We start from the raw sequence: 20502 nt of genomic DNA on the forward strand, positions 1-20502 counted from the left end.
CCTTTCTCCTTTTTTCCAAACACAACGCAGTCAGTAGATTACCACATCCAGCTTGTTTTATTGAACGGTAACGCCGCACAAATTCCTGCAAAGCCGAAAATATGAAAGCAAATGAAAAGAGGAACGTCATTTCCGTATGTATTGCCATCCTGATTGCTGCCGGATTGCCTTTTAGCCGGGTTGCATTTGCCCAGAATAAAGACAAGACACAGTCCGTGCGGACGAAAGCTTACACGCCGGAAGAAGAGCTTGCAGGGTTCAAAGTAGCCGAAGGTTTTGTCATCGAACTGGTTGCCAGCGAACGTGACAGCGTTATTCATCCCATTGACCTCACTTTTGACGATGCCGGCCGGTTATGGACGCAAACAGCAAGAATGTACCCGCTCGATCCGGTGGCAGACATTCAGTGGGACGATCTGCTGAAATTGATGGATGATCAGGAAGCACAGAAAAACCATCCTGCTTTCAAGCGCGTTCTGGACCTGTATCAGGGAAAAACAAAAGGGCTTGACAAAGTAATTGTGATCTCGGACCTGTATAGAAAAATGCCTGCGAGAACAAAAATATGGGCGGATGGCCTGACGATCCCGATGAGCATACTTCCTTATAAAAACGGAGCCTATGTTGTACAGGGTTCCGAACTTTTCCTGCTGAACGACACCAATCAGGACGACAAAGCGGACCAGCGCGTTCCGCTATTTACCGGCTTTGGTTACACAGACACACATACCATGGCGCATGTTCTGGTCAGGGCACCAGGCGACTGGATCCATTTCAGTCATGGCGCGCTGAACAAGGGAGAAGTGTCTTCTTATAAAAACGATTCAAAACTGAAAATCGATTACAGTAAAATCGCCCGCTTTTCGCTGGATGGCCGGAAGATGGAAATTGTGAGTGCGGGATTGAACAACATCTGGGGATTTCAGCTCCGCGGCAACGGGCAATGGTATGGCTCCGAGGCAAACGATCTTGGTTATTCCATAGTACCGATGGAACCCGGAACGGCCTACCCCGGAATCGGAAACGAGCGCATCCGGTTCTATCAGCCGTTTATGCCTGAGCTGCATGATTTTCGGGTTGGCGGAACGGGCATTTCAGGCGTGGCATTTGCCGATGATATTTCGGGTTCGTTTCCGGATGAATATAAAAATGTTGCGTTCCTGGCAAATCCGATTACAAGCTCGATCAACGCCGTGCATGTGATCAGAAATGCAGACGGTACGGTTTCATCCAGACATTTGCCCGATTTGCTTACTTCGGAAGACGACTGGTTCCGGCCTGTCAACATGGAGTTCGGGCCGGACGGGTGTTTGTACATTGCCGACTGGTACAATAAAATTGTCTCGCACAACGAACTCCCCACCACGCATCCCGACCGCGACAAAACGCACGGACGCATCTGGCGGATTCGTCCTATAAGCCAGAAGCCAAGAACGATTCCCGATCTGTATAAAATTAAAACAGAAGAACTTGCAAGCCATCTGAAATCTCCTTCTGTCTGGGAGAAACGGGCTGCCTGGCATCAGATCACCGACCGGCCTGCTTCCGAAACCAGGGCCCTCGCGCCGCAGCTGGCAGCCCTTGCCGCTGACGAAAGTCTGGATGAAATAACCCGGATTCATGCGCTCTGGTCGCTGGAAGGGATAAAACATTTTGACGAAAAATGGATGGCGTCACTTCTGAATTCGCCTTTACATGATCTGCGGCGCGAAGCAGTTCGTTCGCTGAACAGTTTTTCACTGACTTCCGCGCAGATCGCGGCGGAGGTTGAAAGGTTGATGAATGACAGCAATCCGGCGGTACGTTCGCAGGTGCTCCGAACGCTCCATGATGCCGGCACAGCAGATCAGTCGACGATCGGTTTGCTGGTAAGAGCCTGCAAGCCAGAAATTCCCGGTAACAAGATGGGCGGTTCGTATGAGCGGAAATTCGAACGTTTTCTGGCCCGGAAAGCATTGGAACAATATGCCGGTGAACTCCAAACTTTTATTGACATGCCCATCGCAGCTGACATTCCGGCCGTCAACTTGCTGTGGGCCGTACAAGCCCTGCCCACGGAGCAAAAGGAAGCGGCATTTTTGAGGTTCTGGCCGGAAGCGGATATGCGTACGCTTAATGAATCTACATTTGTAAGTATCTCAAAAATGCTGCATAACAGGGAAATTTACAACATAGTCAAACCGGTTGTTGAAGACACCGCGCATGCAAAAGCATACGTATCCTTCGCATTGCAGAATCAGGCCGAAATACAGTCACCGGAACTGGCCGGACTGCTTTATACTCCGGTCAGAACTTTATTGAAAAGTGCCTCTCAAAAGGATGCCGAAATAGGGCTGGATGCCATTGGCCGCTTTAAAATAAAAAATACAGGCGATGCCGTCATTGCCTTGATCGACGATCAGAAACCGGATCATACGTTGCAATTGGTGATGAAAGCACTGGACACGGATCCGAAGGAAAACCAGGAAACTTTTTTAAAGATGGTCGGTAACAGGAAAATGAGCTTTGATGTACGCGCAGCTGCATTGAGTAGTCTCTTGAAAGCAGATCGCGAAGCCGGCCGGCAAGCTTCTTTGCAATGGATTCCCGAACTGGATGCGGACGAAAAAAAAGAGCTGGCCAGTATGTTGTCGTCATCCGGTGATGGCGCAGCTTTGCTGGTGCAGGTTCATGAGAAAAAACTGATGGATTTGTCGGCATTTGATCTGTCCACAGCTGAACGAATCGTCAATGCTGATAAAAAGGACCGCCGTGGACTGGTTATTATGGAAAGTGTGAAAAAACGCGAGGAAGTAAAAAAGAAGGAATTCAATGGAAAGCTTGCACGGTACATGGCCGTCGCAAAAAGAAATGATGGCGATGCCGAAAGGGGAAAAGTCCTTTTCCAGACCTGCCTTATGTGTCATCAGGTGGGAAAAAGCGGGCAGGGCATTGCGCCTGCACTGGACGGTTCTGCATCCCGGGGGCATGAGGCACTTCTGACAGCCATTCTGGACCCGGATGCGGCTGTAGAATCGGGCTATGCGGTTTTCAGGGTAACCAGAAAGGACGGCAGTACAGTGGAAGGTTATCTGGTGAACAGGGATGAACGGGGTACAACAATCGCTTTTATGGGAGGAAGTAAAGTGTTTGTGGAAGCTGCTAATATAAGAAGTCAGGGCTTTCTGGGCGGACGTTCCTTTATGGTCAAAGGGCTTATGGATGGCTATTCAGACAAGCAGGTGGCGGATTTGCTGGCTTATATTCAAACTTTGAAATGACCGGTCTGCTCGATAGTGTTGTTTTAACCCGGTTTTAAAAGTCATTTTCACAGATTCATTGATTAATTTCAACCCGATTGCCTGCTTCAACCATTAACTTATGTCGTCATCCACAAAGTCCATTCTGATCATTGGCTGTTTTGATACAAAGGCAGCGGTATTTGCTTACTTGTATGGCTGTATAGTGGCGCGTGGTGAAAAAGTCCTGACCATCAATACAGGCGTTATGGGAAGTACCGGTTTGTTTCCTGTGGATTTCGAATGCGATGCGGTGGCGCTGGAAGGAGGCGAAAGCATCATGGAACTGCGTAACAAACGCGACCGCGGATATGCCATGGACGTAATGGGAAAAGGCGCCGCAAGGATTGTCTCCGGACTGGTTGCGCAAAAGCGTGTAAAAGGAGCCATCGGAATGGGCGGTGGCGGCGGTACTTACATAGCACTTGCTTCCATGCAGGAAATCCCTTTCGGCATTCCTAAAATATGCCTTTCTACCATTGCCAGCAAGGACCTTGCCCGCCAGATCGGCCATAAAGACATTACGCTTATTCCGTCCGTTGTGGATGTGGCCGGGCTCAACAGCGTCATTCAGGTGCTGGTTGGGCAGGCAGCGGAAGCGATTTGCGCCATGTCCAATGTCGTGGTGAGTGAAAAAGTGGTTTCCGCCGGGACCATCGCCGTCAGTATGTTCGGGAACACAACGGCCTGCGTGGATAAATGCACGGAACTCCTGCAAATGCACGGATATGAAGTGCTGGCCTTTCACGCAAATGGGGTAGGAGGAAAAGCCATGGAAGCACTCATCCGGGAAGGTGTTTTCAGCGCAGTGCTGGACATTACCACAACGGAACTGGCCGATGAGCTATGCGACGGAATCTGCAGTGCCGGACCGCAACGGCTGGAAGCAGCAACGGAAACAGGATTGCCGCAGGTTGTCGTTCCGGGTTGTCTGGACATGGTGAATTTTGCGCATCGGGATACCGTTCCGAAGAAGTTTATGGGCCGGCATTTGTATAGCTGGGCGCCGGATGTAACTTTGATGCGTACGAATGAAGAGGAAAACCGGATTTTGGGCAAGACGCTGGCTCAAAAACTGAATCGTTCGTCAGCACCGGTTACCGTTGTGTTGCCCTTAAAGGGTTTGTCCCAGATCGGTTCGGAAGACGGTATATTTTACAATCCCGGTGCAGACCGTATTTTATTTGATTCCATAAAAGACAATCTCAACGAGAAAGCGGAAATTGTGGAAGTGGACGCTAACATCAACGATACGGTTTTTGCAATGGAGCTGGTAGCAAGGCTGCTGGCTTCGATGCCGGTTAAATTAACAAGTCAGCAGAAAATTTACAAATCCTAACAACATACCAATCACCATTTTTACATCATGCCTAATCCTTGGACCAACAAAGGAAACCCTTACACGAAACAGGAAGTCAGAGACCGTTTGCAAACCACTCTGGATCAGGGCAAAGCCATTATCGCTGCGGGTGCCGGAACGGGCATCAGTGCGAAATTCATTGAAAAAGGAGGTGCGGACCTCATCATTATATATAATTCCGGAAGGTTCAGAATGGCCGGTCATGGTTCCACTGCAGGACTGATGGCCTATGGTGATGCCAATGCGGAAGCCATGAGTATCGGTGAATTTGAAGTATTGCCGGTTGTAGAGGAAATTCCGGTGATATGCGGCGTTCACGGTTCTGATCCGCGCAGAAGAATGTGGCACCATTTGCTGAAAGTAAAAGAAATGGGTTTTTCAGGTGTGAATAATTTTCCTACGCATTCGATTGTGGACGGCCAGTTCCGGCAAGTGCTGGAAGAAACAGGCATGGGCTTTGACAAAGAAGTGGAAATGATCCGCATTGCTTCCAAAATGGATCTGTTTACAATCGTTTATGTTGCCAAACCCGAAGAAGCTGTTAAAATGGCGGAAGCCGGCGCGGATGCCATCATTGCCCACGTCGGAACGACTGTCGGCGGTTCCATCGGTGTTACAGGTGCTTCCTGCACCATGGACGACGCCATGGAACGTACCCAGCAGATCATAGAAGCCGCACGCCAAATCAATCCGGACATCTTTTTTCTGACGCACGGAGGCCCGGTCAATACGCCGGAAGATGTGCGCATCGTACTGGACGGAACGGATGCGCAGGGCTTCGTCGGGGCATCATCCCTCGAAAGAATGGGTGTTGAAAAATCCCTTACGGACCTGACGCGGCAGTTTAAATCCCTTACTCTGAAAAACAAAAATCAGGGACAATGAATGCCCGTTCCTTTTTTACAAAGCATTTTAAAATTGTAAATAACCCGCTGTAAATCCGTTTTTATTCATTCCTGAGAACCTTCACCGGATTACTGCTCGCTGCCTTCATCGTCTGCGTACCGATCATGACGAATGCGATCAGTAATACCGCGAGCAGGCCGGCGAATAGCTCGAAGATCTGAACCGGTGTATGATAGGGAAAACGGACAAGCACCATGTTTTCAAAGAAAAGATAAGTCACGGGCAGTGCAATCAGTGCCGATACGGACAGCAGCAATAAAAAACCGTGGCTCAGTAAATAAACAAGGCTGCCTGAACTGGCACCCATCACTTTTCGTATGCCGATTTCTTTCAGCCTCGTTTCGGTTGTGAATACCACCATTCCGAACAGCCCCATGGAAGCAATGGAAACAGCAAGGAACGAAAGAAAGCCAATGATCTTGATCATAGTGGAAAATTCGCTGTAAGCATCTTCAATGGCTTCGTCATAAAATTCAGCTACAAAGGGATGTACACGGTCCGTTTTCTTCCATGCAGACCTGATTTTGGCCAATGTTGCGGGCAGATCGGTACTTTGGATTTTGGCATTGACGATTGCTCCGTCATCAGGGGTCCACGGCATAAACGCGACCGGTCCGATGAGATTTTCCACTTTTCCGTAATGAAAATCCTGCATGACGCCCACAATCTTCATCTTGCGTCCTTTTATTTTAAAACTGCTGAATGTAATTTCTTCGCCAATTGCTTTCTGAGGATCGTTGCCATTCATGTTAAAACGTTTCAAAACCTGCTCGTTGACAATCACTTCACTTACCGCCTCCGCAGTGGCTGGCCGTGCCGAGAAATTTCCTCCGGCAATGAGTTTGTACCCATGCAGCGGCAAGTAGTTTTCATCAATATTGTTGGTCATGACCAGGGCGGAGTCCTGCGAATCTTTGTATTTCATGTGGCCGCCCCATGCATTTCCGACACCGGTGGTAATCAGCGACCGCGACAGTCCGGTTACTTCGGGCATTTCGCTCAGCTCCTTGAAAAGTGCATCCGGCTTGTTGCCCTGCATGTTGATATTCAGGATGTTTTCTGTGCTGAATCCCAGATCGAACGCAAGGATATTTCTGTATTGTACATAGCCGATGGCCGTGGTGGTTATAAAAATGAGCGTGACGGTGTATTGAATTACCACAAGTGCTCGCCGGAGCGTAACATGCTTGAACACTTTCACCGAAGAAGCGTTTCCAAGCGCATGGATCGGACTTACTTTTGAAAAGAACAGGGCGGGTATCAATCCCGCAATAACACCTACGGCAATTGAAAAAACGATAAACGCAGCGACCGTTAACGGCGTAAGATCAAGCTTCACCGTACGCTGTATTTCAGGAGCCATGTTTATCAACTGCGGCCGCAGTACAAGGAATATAAAACAGGAAAGAAGCAGTGACGTTACGGAAATCAGGATCGCTTCGGTCAGGAACTGCTGCCAAATCTGTCCTTTTTGGGCACCTACAGCCTTGCGCAGACCGATTTCCTTGAAGCGTCGCATGGCACGCGCAATGGAAAGATTGGTATAATTGAAACATGCCGAAAGGATAACGATGAATGCAAGTCCGCCCAGTATCCAGAGTACGACCGGGGGCATATGCGGTCCAGCGGAGCCGCTCATGGAGCCGGAACGGAGACTTTCTCCGACCACGATCTGGTATAAAGGAAGCAGTTCAAGCCGGATTCTGGTATTTTCGTCCGCAAGATTTTCTGCTCTGGCAATGGCATCAAGCTGTGACTGAATGGATGCTTGGCTGGACGCCAGGTCTGCGTTTTCCGGCAGCAGCACGTACACAGCATTTGAAAACATATTTGTCCAGTCTCCGAAATGGCTATCGTTTTTGCCTGTTTGTTCAGCCGTAGCAAATGATACGAGTGCTTCGAAATGGATATGCGAGAAGAAAGGAACGTCCTGCATGACACCGGTTACCTGATAATCCAGTGTATCCATTTGCACGGCTTTGCCCAATGCTGACTGGTTGCCAAACAGCTTTTTTGCCGCCGTTTCCGTCAGAACGATGGAGTAGGGGTCGCGCAATGCCGTTTCCGGATTGCCTTCCAGCATGGGAAATGTAAATATCCGAAAAAACGACGGTTCCGCCCAGAAGCCCTTAACAGGAAGAACATTGCCTCCGACTTTTGCATCCTGCCGGAAATCATTGCGCAGGATCGTCACTTCTTCAATACCGGAAACTTTTTCCCGGATAAGCTTTCCGGTTTTTACAGATGTGGAAGCGTATCTGCCGCTGCCTTGTTCACCTTTGAAAGTGGCCACGCTGGTAATGCGGTAGATCCGATTGCCGTTCATGTGGAACCTGTCGTATGAATGCAGGTCAAGCACAAATGCAATCAGCAGCAGCCCGACAGACATACTGATCGCAAGGCCAGCCATATTGATGGACGAAAACAGTTTGTTGCGCATCAGGCTGCGCCCTGAAGTTTTGAAGTAGCTGCCGATCATGATCCGTCTGGTAAAAGATTGACAAACACAATCTTTCTGCCATACCTTTCAGGATTTCCAAAAAGTTATCAAACAAAAAGACTGTATTTGCCAAAGCCATCCCAAATATTCATGCCTGTTATATAAGTTTGTGTAAAACAACATATTACGTAACATTCAGGCTGTCCATAAATGAACAATACACTTCAAACCGTACACCTTTTCAAAAAATACAGCCTCCTCCCTTCAATCCTTTTCTCCCTTATCCTTTTCTCCCTTCCATCCTTTTCTCCCTTCCATCCTTTCCTACTTCGTCCTTCACTTCCCCTCCGTCACCTTCCGGATCACACGCAACCAGTTCAGGCCCAGAATTTTTTTGATACGCTGATCGGTATAACCCAGTTTCTGCATGGCTACGGTGATCTGCGGGTAGTCGCTGATGTCTTTGATTTCACGCGGCAGTTCCGGGCCGCCGTCCAGATCGGAGCCCAGAGCGATATGATCTTCGCCAACCAGATTTACGCCGTAATCAATTACTTTGGCCAGCTGATCCACATGCATCCAGTATTCGTCAGGAATGGTTCCTTTGAAAGTAAACGGAAGCTCGCGGGCAAACTCCTTGTCTACATCTTCAATGGTTTTTGAAGTATCCTGTTCGTTGAAGATCCGGGGCGTTTTGGGCTGCGGATCGGGCTGCTTCCGGACGGGATTGTTCGGCTTCTGCCACGTCCAGTATTTCGGATTGTTGAAAAGGCTTCCGAAATGAACCCCGATTACGCCACCTTTTGCAGCGATTGCCTTTGCAGCTTCGTCCGAAATGCAGCGGGGATGATCCACAATTTTGTAAAAACCGCCATGACTGTAAATGACCGGATGCCGACTGGCAGCTGCCGACTGGATAATGGCGTCGTTGGAAGCATGGGCCACGTTGATGACCATACCCAGCTCGTTCATTTCCCGGATTACCGCTTTTCCGTGATCGTTGATTCCGCCCCATGTGTATACATCGTTGCAGGCGTCGATAAAAGCATTGGTGGTACCGTGAGCGGTCAGTTGCATGGAGCGCAGGCCAAGTTTGTAAAGCGCCCGCAGCAGATCGAGGTCGCCATAAAGGTCATAACCGCCCTCCAGATCGAGGAAAGCGGCTATTTTTCCTTTTTTACTGATCCGTTCAATGTCGGAAGCCGTCAATGCCAGTTCGATGACCGCATTGTTTTTTTTGATCTGGTCCAGTGCAAGGTTGACCACACGGAAAGTATTCTTGATTTCAAACCTTCCGGGATAATAGTTTTCAGGCGTATAAACCGAAAAGAACATGGCATCCAGTCCGCCTTCTTTTGCCCTCGGTAGATCGACGGTTCCGTCCGGATAGCGCTGGCCGATGTCGGTTTTCAGCACCATTTCCCGGCTCATTACATGCGTGTGGCCGTCCATGACAAATGCTTCCCGGTGCAGGTCTGGCATGGGCTTGTCCGGAATGGATACAGGGAAAATATTTTCGGCAACCGGGCCGGATAGAATGGATTGTGCCGGAAGCATTTTTCCGGAAACCGGAAGGAGTGTCAGGCTTTTAATAACGTCTCTGCGTTTCATTCGTTTTTTGTTTTCGTCTTCGCGGGGTTAATCTGACAAAAAGTACAAAAGCACCATGTACTATTTGTCGTTGTAATGACCTTTGGAGGAAATAATATCTACAGTTATGGTTTGTTCATTTATTGAATACAGAAGTCTGTGCTTGTCAGTAATCTTTCTGGCGTATAATCCTGCAAGGTTATGTTTTTTAAGCTGCGGTTTTCCCCGTCCTGTTTTGGGATGCTCCGTAAGCTCTTCAATTAATAACCTTGCTTTCTTATATGCCTGAGGTTCATACAGCTTCAGAAACTTCAGATCTTCTTTTGCTTTATCCGAAAAAACAAGAATGTATTTCACAGGTTGTCAAAAAATGCGTCCAGATCATCTTTACTTTTGATAACCGTAGATTTGCCTTCCTTGATTTCCTGCTGTGCATCCTGGATACGCTGGATCATTTCAGGAGTGAAGTACAAGTCCTCTTCTGAAACTGGAGTAAGCACATAGGATTGCTTGCGGCCTCTTCTGATCACCACTTTTTCACCTTTGTCGGCCATATCAAAGAAATCTTTTTGCCTTTCCCTGAATTGCCTGCTTGTAGTTTCTATAATTGCCATTGTGTACATGATTTGGTACACAAATTTAAAGCTATTTTTAAAAGCAGAAGCAAGGCGGGGCATATTTGTTTTTGTCCTGGAAGGCTGGTTTGCAGTGCGCTCGGAATGGTGCTGAATTTGCTATTCGTCAAAGCCCCGCATGTACGGCACGTTCGGCGGCCGTTCGCCTTTGCTGAACTGCGGTCCGCGTGCAGAGCGGTAAGTCATGTTCATGAACGGCGTTTCGATGCGCCGGCCCACGTCGGAGTAACGGCCGTTTTCCCAGTTCGAATCCATGTTGCAGTTCGTAATTCCTGTGGAAAGGAGCAGCCGCTCCGCGTTGAACGGTTCCTTTCCGGTCACCATCATTTCCGTAATCCAGTGCGGTTGCGAGTTGGAAGCATGGTACTGCGAAAACGGGCCCGGCCAGCCCAGCATGGATATAACCGCCGGGTCTTTGCGCCCTTCGATTTCGGCGGCATAAGTCCAGCCTACGCCTTGCCCGGAATATACGGCTGCTTTTGTACCGTCATTATATTCTACAATACAGACGTTTGGTTTTTCAATTTCCTGAAAATGCCCTGATTTTAAATCGAAACTTGTCCGTACCGATTCCAGCAGCTTGCCGGCCCAGGGGTTGCGTTCAGTCCATTTCCAGGTTTCGGAACCACGAATGCACTGTACGGATTTGACGCCCGTTTCACCGCCTTTGCGGCGTTCAACAAACGCCTGAAGTACGTCGACACAATGGAACAGGGCACCTTCATCCGGTGCGCCGCCAACGACGACGGAATTTTTAATTGGCGTATCGATGTCCAGTTCGATTTCGGGCTTGCGGAAGTATGTCGGTATGGAAGAGCCTCCGGTCAGAGGGAATTTCAATTCCCGGGATTTATCGAACATCCATTTGGCTTCGTCCCAGCTGTATGAAAGGTGCTTGTCATTGAAAACGGGAACCGAGCGTTTGCTCTGCTCGAAAACCCGGATAACCTGCTGGTAAATCCACCAGCGCGGCAGCAGCCATTGTCCTTTCAGGTTGGTCGGGTATTCGCCGTGTTCGCCGACGATAACGACGCCATCCACTGCCAGCTCTTTTCCGCCCAGCGTCACAGCTTCGCCTACTGTTTTAAAGATCGGGATGTTCTTCGATTTGCATATTTTCTGGCCGAGTTTGCTTGTTTCAAGCTGATGAATGTAAACGGACACCACGTCCACGCGTGAAGGAGTGTGGGCGCCTTCCCACCAGTAGCCGTCCATCAGTTTGGCAATGATCCAGTCTGCATGGGATCTTGTGGCGCCCCAATAGCTTACAAGACAGGCGATCCGGGGCCGTTTCGGTGGAATCTGTGGAAGCACAGCGGCTGCGGTTCCGGTTAATGCTGTGACTCCGGCCATAGCGGTAAGTCCCAGCATTTCACGCCGGGTCAGTTCATTGTGTTGCTTTATCATGCTGTTTAAAGTTGCGGTGTTTAGGAATGAATAGGCCGCTCTGTCATCAAATATAAAACGACACCGTTACTTTACAATGCATTTTCTGGTTACATTCTCCGCTACGCCAGTGTTCAATACAAACCGTTTCCTGAAAATATGACGGGATAAATACAGATTATCTCTTTTGATTTACAGATGCGAGCGATCAGCCTCACTTTTAATCAGAGGGCTTTCTGCTTCGGCCATTACAGGTTTTGGCGGAAGTATCCGGTCAAGCAGCTTTTCAATCAAAGGAATAAAAGGCAGAAACAGCAGCACACCCGCTGTGTTGAAGACCATATGCGCATTGGCAATTTTCTGCTGCATGCCGGCTCCGGCAGAAATCCATTCAATAAATGTATAGAACTGCGGAAACACAGCCAGACCGATTACGATACAAAGCACATTGAAGGCCAGATGGAACAAGCCCGTCTTTACGGCCTGCCGGTCTGCACGGATGGTCGCCATCAGTGTGTCGGAGCACGTACCCAGTTCCGCACCCAGCATAACCGCCATGGCGCCGGGCAAATTGATAAGCTGTTTTTTTGCCAGTGTAATCACCATGCCGACGGTTGCAGAAGAGGACTGGATAAGCAGCGTGACAAGTGCGCCGATGAACGTTCCCCGCAACGGACTTTCCAGCCGTTCCATCCAGGAAAGAAATTTTTCATGGTCTTTCAGCGGTTCCACGGCTCTTTCCATGGTATAAAGCCCAAAGAACAGAATGCCAAAATAAAGGACAACCCGGCCAGCATTGGAAACTTTCTCACTTTTTGCAAAAAAGCTGAAAACAAGTCCCAGAAAGATTGGAACAGGTGAGTACTGGCCGATATCCAGCGCAATAAGCTGGCTCGAAAAGGTAGTTCCGATATTGGCACCCATAACGATCCCCAGCGATTGCCGGAAAGTCAGCGCGCCTGCATTCACCAGCACGATGGTCATAATGATCACGGCGGAGGAAGAATCCAGCAGAACCGTGGCAGCAGTGCCTGTAAGAACGGAAGTGATCAGGTTTTTGGTAAAAAGGTCAAGCCATTTGTTGGCTTTGTTGCCAATCAGTTCCTCTAACGTATCAGACAGGTTATTGACCGCGAACAGGAAAAGGCCCAGCCCTCCCAGTACCATTAAGAAAATATCCATTCCGGCTTTTTGTTCAAAAATAAGCCATCCTATATTAAGCAAATGTTATAAAGCGGCATCCTGCCCAAACTTTATCTGCCTCCTGCAAAACAAACCGGCATAACCGCACGAAATAATCACCGTTGCCTCCTAACAGCATCTGATCCAGGCCTGAATGCAGTCGTATAAGGTATAAAGTCACCATGCATGCGCGGTATTTTTGGAAAATTACAGTACGGAATTCAATAAAATAAACTGTAGGGATTGAAGGCTGAAGTTAACAATAAGATAACATTCGGGAAATATCGGAGTAACCTGACGAATCTACTTTTGTGTCGTAAAAATGACACCAAACAAGATGAAAAAGAATTTACTTACACTGCTGCTTTCCCTTTTGGCCTTCACGGCCTTTGCCGATCCGGGTTCCATCCGGGGTTCCATCAAAGACGCCAAATCCAAAGAACCGCTGATCGGTGCATCCGTACTGATCGAAGGCACGCAGATCGGAGCGGCCGCCGATGTGGACGGAAATTTTGAACTGGCCAATGTTCCCGCAGGCGCCTACAAGATAATTGTCACTTTCGTTTCTTACCAGACCAAGGAAATCCCGAACGTAAGAGTGGAATCCGGCAACACCACGGTAATTGATACGGAACTGAGCGAAGAAGGAACTGCCTTGCAGGAAGTGGTAGTGCGCGGTGCCCGTGCCACCAACACGGAAGTGGCGGTCATCAGCGAAATCAAGCAGCTTAAACCGATTGCGGTGGGAATATCCGCACAGCAGATCCAGAAATCGCAGGACAGAGACGCCGCCTCGGCCATCCGCCGCGTGCCGGGCGTCAGCATCGTTGATAACCGTTTTGTGATGATCCGCGGTCTGGGTTCACGATATAATTCTGTTTTGATTAACGATGTAATCACACCTTCCAGCGAAGTGGATACGCGTTCATTCTCTTTCGACCTCGTACCAAGCAACATTATCGACCGGATGATTGTTTACAAATCCGGTTCCGCCGAGTCGCCCGGTGACTTTGCCGGCGGTATCATCAAGATTTATACCAAACGCCGTCCTGACCAGAACTTTACAGAAGGTGCAGCTACGATCGGTTACCGAGCCAATACTACTTTTCAGAACGTACAGACGCATTCCCGCAGCGGTGCCAACTGGCTTGGGCTGTGGAACGCAGATCAGCAGCTTTCCACTGCTTTTCCGAAAAGATCAGCTGATTTCAACTCGCTCAGCGCTCCGGAAAGAGCAACTTACGGACAGTTACTTCCCAATACGTGGGCACTGAAAAGCCAGACGGTTAACCCTGACATGCGCTTTGCGCTGAATATGGGAAGACGTTTTGAAATCGGGAATGTGGATGTAAGTAACCTGACCAACATTAACTACTCGCTTACGAATCAATTTGCGGAAGTGGGCCTTAAATTGTATCAGAATGGCTTGACGGCCAACGATGTATTTGAAAGCTACACGGATCAGAGCTATGCACGTCAGTCGCGTATCGGTGTGCTTCACAACTGGACTTTCCGTTTTTCACCGGTATTCAATCTGGAATGGAAAACATTGTTTAACCAGTTGGGCAATACAGAAACCGTCGTTCGTGAAGGACAAAGAGTTGTGGACGGATACGATGTGCGCAACTACTCGCAGCGTTTTGAAAACCGCAGCATTGTAACGACGCAGGTTTCCGGTGACCATAAATTCGGCGATCTGACCAAGCTGAACTGGATTACAGGATTTGGCTATACCGGCCGCTGGGAGCCGGACTGGAAACGTGTCCGTTTTCAGCGCGTAACCGGCGCCACGGGATCGGACGGCCAGCTTGCTCCTTATCAGGTTGTAGCGCCGATTGAACCAAACCCGATTGATCTGGGCCGTTTTTATTCCAAATTAAATGAGCGCGTCCTGACGCTTTCCGTTAACGGAGAGCATACGCTGGGCAACCCGACCGACCGCGAGCCAAACAGGATCCGGTTCGGAGTGTACGGAGAACGTAAAGACCGCGATTATTCAGCCCGTTTCTATGGATACAACACCATTGGCAATGCTTCGGGAATTCTGCGCGGCGACATCGGGACCATTTTTACGCCACAAAATGTAGCAGGCCAGGAAGGCGGGCTGACGATCAAGGACGGTACCAAAGACCTTGATTCTTACTCGGGAATTAATAATTACTATGCTGCATACCTCAGCGGCGACATGAACTTTGGTTCCAAAGCGATACTGACCGTGGGTTTCAGAGGGGAATACAACAACCAGCAACTTCATTCCTACATTGTAAACGAGAGAAAGGAACTGGTGAACAACAAGCTTTTCATTCCGCTGCCTTCGCTGAACTTTACTTACAAAGTATCCGAAAAACAGAATCTGAGACTTGCCTTCTCGTCCACGCTGAACCGGGCCGAATTCCGCGAGCTTGCTCCTTTTACGTATTTTGACTTCAATCTGCAGGCCGACATCAGAGGAAATACGGCGCTTAAAACGGCTAAAATCCAGAACATTGACGCAAAATGGGAATTTTATCCAAGTACCAACGAGCTGATTTCCGTGACCGGTTTCTATAAATATTTTAAAAATCCGATCGAGACCTTTCTGCTGCCGACAGGAAACGGACTGGCTTACACTTTCATCAATGCCAACAATTCCACAAACTATGGTGTTGAACTCGAGATACGCAAAGGATTTCAGGAATCCACAATCCCGTTCCTGCAGAACCTGACGCTGGTTGGAAATGCATCCCTTATAAAAAGCACGGTAAACCTTGGGCAGTTTGTAGAAGGCCCGGACCTGAGCGGCGCAAATGTGAAGTATGACCTGACAGGGATTACGGACAAAAAACGTCCGATGGCCAATCAGTCGCCATACCTGATCAATACCGGGATTTACTATGCAGCGCCATCCGGTTTTCAGTGGAACGTGCTTTACAACATCTTCGGACAACGGATCTTTGCAGTGGGTAACCTGGAAAACCCGACCGTTTATGAAATGCCCCGCAATGTCGTTGACCTGAATATCAGCAAGAAATTCAAAAACCAGCTTGAACTCCGCCTTGGAATTCAGGACATTCTGAACCAGCCTGTACGTTTCTCGCAGGATTTCAACAGAGACGGAAAAATCGGCAGAGATGTAACGTCGAAAAGCGCGTCTGCCGATCAGGATATCAGAAGGTTCAGAAGAGGAAGTTACTTCACCATCACGGCTGCCTACACCTTTGGAAAGCGGACGGTAATCCCGTAAAAACAATTCAAACCCTGAGCCAAGTCAATTAAAACAACCCAAGTAAACAATTCATGTTCATTATGATTATGTCAAGAACAAAATTTAAACTGTTTTTCATGTCAATGAGTCTTTTTGCAGCGCTTACTGCCTGCGAAAATGACGACAAGCCGGCTCCTGTTACCGAAGTACTTGCAGTTAAATCCATGGCGCCTGCTTCCGGTCTCGCAGGGACCAAAGTTGTAATCACAGGAACAAAATTTGATCCTACCCCGGCAAATAACGTCGTATTGTTCAATACAACACCTGCCATGGTAACCGCAGCAACGGCTACAACCATTGAAACAACGGTTCCGGTTGGTGCAACGACCGGTCTCATTACGGTGACAACAGGCGGAACAACGGTTAAAAGCGCAACGCCGTTTACGGTTTCGGATCGTGCCACAATAGACGTTTCGGGCGAGATCAAGACAAATACAAACTGGACTGCCAATAATGTTTATGTCCTGAAAGGCTTTGTTTATGTAACTGCCGGCAATACGCTGACCATTGAAAAAGGGACGATCATCAAAGGCGCCGGAAAAGAGGCTGACCCGAAAGCACAAGGTCAGGGCGGATCGCTGATCATTGAAGCAGGCGCCAAAATCGTCGCCATCGGTACGGCTGAGCAACCGATCGTTTTTACTTCTTCCAAAGAGCCCGGACAGCGTAACTACGGAGACTGGGGCGGTGTTGTTCTGATTGGTAAAGCACCTCATAACCAGGCGGGTTCAAAGGGGCCTGAAGGCGGAATCCGTGGCGGAACCACAAACGCCGGACTGGGGACCGATAACATTGCCGATGACAACTCAGGAACTTTGCAATACGTACGCATTGAATTTGCAGGTATCGCACTCAGCAATACGGCAAACAGCGAGATCAACGGTCTGACGCTGTATGCAGTAGGCTCCGGCACAACGATTGACCACGTGCAGGTTTCGTACAGCGGTGACGATTCATACGAATGGTTCGGAGGTACGGTTAATTCCAAATATCTGGTTGCATACCGTGGCTATGATGACGACTGGGATACCGACTGGGGCTTTACCGGAAAAGTACAGTACGCTTTGTCATTACGTGATCCTGAATTTGCCGATCAGTCTGCATCCAACGGTTTTGAATCCGATAACTTCAACTCAGGCGAGCCGGCAACAGGCCCGAATGCAGGTCTTCCTTTAACCGCACCGGTCTTCGCCAATGTGAGTAACCTCGTTACTTCAGGAGCGCCTTCCAATGCAACGATCAAAGGAAGCGGCGGGTACCAGGCAGCCATGCATTTGCGCAGAAACACTTCCATCAGCATTTTGAACTCCCTTTTTGTAGGTTATCCAGAAGGCCTTCGTCTGGACGGCACGGCCACCGGAACGTATACCAATGCAACCAAGGGAACACTGGATCTGAGAGGAATCGTTCTGGCCAACAATACACTTCCTGTAACCGGAAAAGGTGAAATTACAGAAGCACAGGCCACTGCATACTTCAACACGGCTGCCCGCAAGAACGAAGTGAAAGACCTTGCTTCCCTTTTGCTGAACACGGCAAACTTCACATTGACCGCTCCCGGCTTGTTGCCGCAGGCTACATCACCGCTTCTGACCGGAGCCGTATGGGATGGAAAAGGTGCTGATGCTTACTTTACAAAGGAAACGTTCAGAGGTGCATTCGGAACAACAGACTGGACCAAAGGATGGACCAACTGGGATCCGCAGAATACGATCTATAAATAAACTATTGAAAGAGTATATAATTGGTGTCAGAATTTAGAAAAATCGGAGGCGTCTGCTTCCGATTTTCTTGTTTTAAAAAAGTAACGCGTCGACAAGCTATACCTTACAATTTAGTAACAGTAACGATCCGTATAATACCAGAAATGAACCTGAATCTTGATCCGTATATCATATAAAATGCCCAGTATTATGATGAAACATTCAGTGACCGTTTTGCTTTCCTTGCTGTTTCTTTTTGCATGCCGGAAGGATAGTGAAGTTCCTACTCCTGAAAAAGAAGCGCAGCATCCTGACTGGTACATTCTGCATGCTCCGGACGAACACGGGATACAGGCTGTTTACGGTGATATCGACGGCACGCTGCTGCTGACGGACCGGCGTCATATTCATTATACCAAAGACAAGGGAAAAACCTGGAAACAGGCCAGCTATGATTCCAGCATCGGTCTGAGTGGCTTTGCCATGACGAACGACACGCTGTTTGTGCTTGATACCGAAACCGTAAGCAGCAGCGATTCGGGCAACGTTTACGCAAAACACCCTTATCAATTTAGTGTTGACGGCGGAATTTCGTGGAAAAAACTGGATCAGCAATGGAGCATGCCCGAAATGAAAACCCCGCTGAATTACAGCTATTCGGCAAACGGCATCCGGTTCAGTATTGACCGGTTCATCGACAGCAACGGCCATGTAGAGGATAAAGGCATCAAGTCAGAGAATGGCCGCAGAATCGGTCTGCCTCGGCAGCATGTGTTGAAAAGTATCTATTTTGATAAAAAGTCACGATTGTATATTTCCGGCTCGGCACCGCTATGCCATACTGACGGGTATATGCAGCTGTGTGACAAGGAAAACGCACGCGGCACACTGTACATTTCAAGACAGGAAATCAGATACTGACTTTTCGGATCTGCACCGGACGCATCAAAATAACATTTATAAAAACCTATGAAACGACAAAAGAAGGAGCTGGCAGCCGCTATTACGGAAACGATCCAGGATACACTGACGGATACCTTAAACGGCGCCGAGCAATTGAAAAAAGCCATCAGGAAAACGGCAAAAAAGCTTGCAAAAAAGCTGATCAGAATTTCGGTCAGGCAGGAAAAAGAAACCGGAACGGCCAAGCATCCGGAAAAGCCTGTGGGAAAAGCAGCAAAAACAAAAAAGAAGAAGAAATTGAAAATCGGGTTAAAAGGTACTCCGAAAACCGAACGGCAATCCCTTTCCACACTGGAAAAACCCTGAAAACAGGATGGGATTTCAGTGACAATCCATTGATTTTAGAAGGCTACATTATGAACGGGATTTTGTTAGGCAGCATGTCAAAATAGATGCGTCCGGCAAAATCCCGGCAACATGCATTCGCAATCCAATGAAAGAACACCTGTTTTTTCTTTCTGCTGGTTTCCAAACATAGTCATCTCCAAAACAGTTTTGCCAGGAGTCAGCAGCAACCGCTAACAGCTAAAAACTACCTCAGAATGCCTCTCCGGTAAATAAGTAAAATCCCGGGCCATCTTCTGTAAACCCGACATCCAGACGCAGATAAATATCTTTTTTCGGAAATAGCAGATACCGCAGCCCGATACCGCCGGAAGTGCGTAGGTGCCGGGTCGTAAAATCAGCGATTTTGGGCGCAACCACGGCAGCTCCCGCAAATGCAACCGCGCCAAAACGCTTGCTGAAGCCAAACGGCAGCCAGCGATGCTCCACCTGCGCTGCGAGCATGCTTTTATCCCGGTAACGCCCGGAATAATAACCGCGCATAATCATTTCGCCGCCCATCAGCGCAAGTTGGTTAAAGGGAATGTTGCCCCGAAAAAAATTTCCGTAGACCTGCCAAGCCAGTACGTTACGTTTGCCGGAAGGATGATAGGAACGAAGGTCCAGATTGATACCGTGAAAAGTATAGTCACTTCCCAGGCCGGGATGATATTTCAGAAAAGAAATTTCACCAAAGAAACCTTTCCGGACATTCAGTACATTATGCCTGTTGTCAAAAACCAGCGCGGCACCGAGGCCTACGTTGAGCGTTCCGTCACTGCCCGTCGGTTTTTCGTAAAAATGATCTTTTGGCTGTTCAAAGTTTGTATTATATAATTGCTGATAATCAATTTCGGGACCGAAGAAAAAATCCGGAACGATCTTTTTCAAAACCCTTTGCCTGAACAGAAGATAATTGGCATCAATCAGCGCCGGGTCTTTGCCGGGTGTTTCGGGACCGATGCCGTAATACAAAAGCGGAAATCTCTGAAACCTTGTCCTGCCCAGAAAAAACCAGTTGTCCTGATTTCCGTAAATCGCGTTGTCCAGCCAGATTCCGTATTGTCCCTCCAAAGTCACAAAACTGAAAGCCTGCACTTCACTGAGCCGGTTCAGTGTGTCGTTTTTTGCCTGAAACAGTAGCAATGACGAAAAGCCGAATTCCACACTGGTTTCGGGGGAGTAGGCGAGGGTCGGATAGATCCGGAAACTGGGTTTTCCGGGTGCAGTGGTATCCGTAATGGCTTTTTGTATTGTTCGCCTGATCCAGCTTTCCTGCGCCAGAAGCGGAGCGGTGACTGCTGAAAAGCAAATAAACAGAACCGGAAGCAGTTTTTGTAAAATCAAGCGGACCGTAACGTTTAGATGAGTATACGCAGGTCAGTAAACAAATTATGCCAAATAAATACTTTCTGTAAAGACAACTTTAAAAAGGTCATACAAATATTTTTTTGCCGGCATGGTAAAATGGTCTGTTGTGGCACGACTTTC

At 48.5% G+C, this 20502-nt stretch carries 14 protein-coding genes; 7 read left to right on the forward strand and 7 right to left on the reverse strand.

All coding sequences use genetic code 11. From position 1 onward, the window contains the following. The first annotated feature begins 101 nt into the window (after positions 1 to 101). The 3 genes from FEM55_RS01285 (at position 102) to FEM55_RS01295 (ending at position 5523) form a co-directional block, all read left to right on the forward strand. Positions 102 to 3260, forward strand: a complete 3159-nt coding sequence (locus FEM55_RS01285) for a PVC-type heme-binding CxxCH protein (protein WP_138279517.1) — start codon at positions 102 to 104, stop codon at positions 3258 to 3260. Between the two features lie 100 nt (positions 3261 to 3360). Then, positions 3361 to 4617 (forward strand): Tm-1-like ATP-binding domain-containing protein, encoded by a 1257-nt coding sequence (locus FEM55_RS01290; protein WP_138279518.1) that lies wholly within the window; start codon positions 3361 to 3363, stop codon positions 4615 to 4617. Positions 4618 to 4644: 27 nt separating this feature from the next. Continuing rightward, positions 4645 to 5523 carry a phosphoenolpyruvate hydrolase family protein gene (locus FEM55_RS01295; protein WP_138279519.1) on the forward strand — a complete coding sequence of 293 codons (879 nt, stop codon included), beginning with the start codon at positions 4645 to 4647 and terminating at the stop codon, positions 5521 to 5523. Between the two features lie 61 nt (positions 5524 to 5584). On the opposite strand, the gene FEM55_RS01300 is transcribed toward FEM55_RS01295, so the two are convergent. The 6 genes from FEM55_RS01300 to FEM55_RS01325 all read right to left on the reverse strand — a co-directional run bounded on the left by FEM55_RS01300 (position 5585) and on the right by FEM55_RS01325 (position 12777). Further along, the gene (locus FEM55_RS01300; protein ID WP_138279520.1) at positions 5585 to 8023 is read right to left on the reverse strand and encodes an ABC transporter permease; all 2439 of its coding nucleotides are present in this window, start codon (positions 8021 to 8023) and stop codon (positions 5585 to 5587) included. 297 nt (positions 8024 to 8320) lie between these two features. Continuing rightward, complete coding sequence (locus FEM55_RS01305; RefSeq protein ID WP_138279521.1) at positions 8321 to 9595, reverse strand: dipeptidase; 1275 nt, start codon at positions 9593 to 9595, stop codon at positions 8321 to 8323. Positions 9596 to 9655: 60 nt separating this feature from the next. Then, positions 9656 to 9931, reverse strand: a complete 276-nt coding sequence (locus tag FEM55_RS01310) for a Txe/YoeB family addiction module toxin (protein ID WP_138279522.1) — start codon at positions 9929 to 9931, stop codon at positions 9656 to 9658. Beyond that, a complete protein-coding gene (locus FEM55_RS01315) occupies positions 9928 to 10188 on the reverse strand; it encodes a hypothetical protein (RefSeq protein ID WP_229209043.1) in 261 nt (86 codons plus the stop codon). Before FEM55_RS01315 ends, FEM55_RS01310 begins: the two co-directional genes overlap by 4 nt. 120 nt (positions 10189 to 10308) lie before the next feature. Then, positions 10309 to 11616 carry a hypothetical protein gene (locus FEM55_RS01320; protein WP_212748282.1) on the reverse strand — a complete coding sequence of 436 codons (1308 nt, stop codon included), beginning with the start codon at positions 11614 to 11616 and terminating at the stop codon, positions 10309 to 10311. A 171-nt stretch (positions 11617 to 11787) separates the two neighbouring features. Then, positions 11788 to 12777, reverse strand: coding sequence for a Na/Pi cotransporter family protein (locus tag FEM55_RS01325; RefSeq protein ID WP_138279523.1), 990 nt, complete (start codon positions 12775 to 12777; stop codon positions 11788 to 11790). A gap of 337 nt (positions 12778 to 13114) precedes the next feature. Here FEM55_RS01325 and FEM55_RS01330 point away from each other — a divergent pair, with 337 nt between their 5' ends. The 4 genes from FEM55_RS01330 (at position 13115) to FEM55_RS01345 (ending at position 18993) form a co-directional block, all read left to right on the forward strand. Beyond that, positions 13115 to 16000 carry a TonB-dependent receptor gene (locus tag FEM55_RS01330; RefSeq protein ID WP_138279524.1) on the forward strand — a complete coding sequence of 962 codons (2886 nt, stop codon included), beginning with the start codon at positions 13115 to 13117 and terminating at the stop codon, positions 15998 to 16000. Between the two features lie 104 nt (positions 16001 to 16104). After that, positions 16105 to 17745 (forward strand): beta-helix domain-containing protein, encoded by a 1641-nt coding sequence (locus FEM55_RS01335; protein WP_229209044.1) that lies wholly within the window; start codon positions 16105 to 16107, stop codon positions 17743 to 17745. 189 nt (positions 17746 to 17934) lie between these two features. Beyond that, on the forward strand, positions 17935 to 18645 hold the full coding sequence (locus tag FEM55_RS01340) for a beta propeller repeat protein (protein WP_138279526.1): 711 nt from the start codon (positions 17935 to 17937) through the stop codon (positions 18643 to 18645). 48 nt (positions 18646 to 18693) lie between these two features. Continuing rightward, complete coding sequence (locus FEM55_RS01345; RefSeq protein WP_138279527.1) at positions 18694 to 18993, forward strand: hypothetical protein; 300 nt, start codon at positions 18694 to 18696, stop codon at positions 18991 to 18993. Positions 18994 to 19224: 231 nt separating this feature from the next. Here the strand turns inward: FEM55_RS01345 and FEM55_RS01350 are convergent, their stop codons facing one another. Beyond that, positions 19225 to 20358 (reverse strand): BamA/TamA family outer membrane protein, encoded by a 1134-nt coding sequence (locus tag FEM55_RS01350; protein WP_138279528.1) that lies wholly within the window; start codon positions 20356 to 20358, stop codon positions 19225 to 19227. Between the last annotated feature and the right edge of the window lie 144 nt (positions 20359 to 20502).

It is taken from the genome of Dyadobacter sediminis (assembly GCF_005860765.1).
Lineage (GTDB): Bacteria > Bacteroidota > Bacteroidia > Cytophagales > Spirosomataceae > Dyadobacter > Dyadobacter sediminis.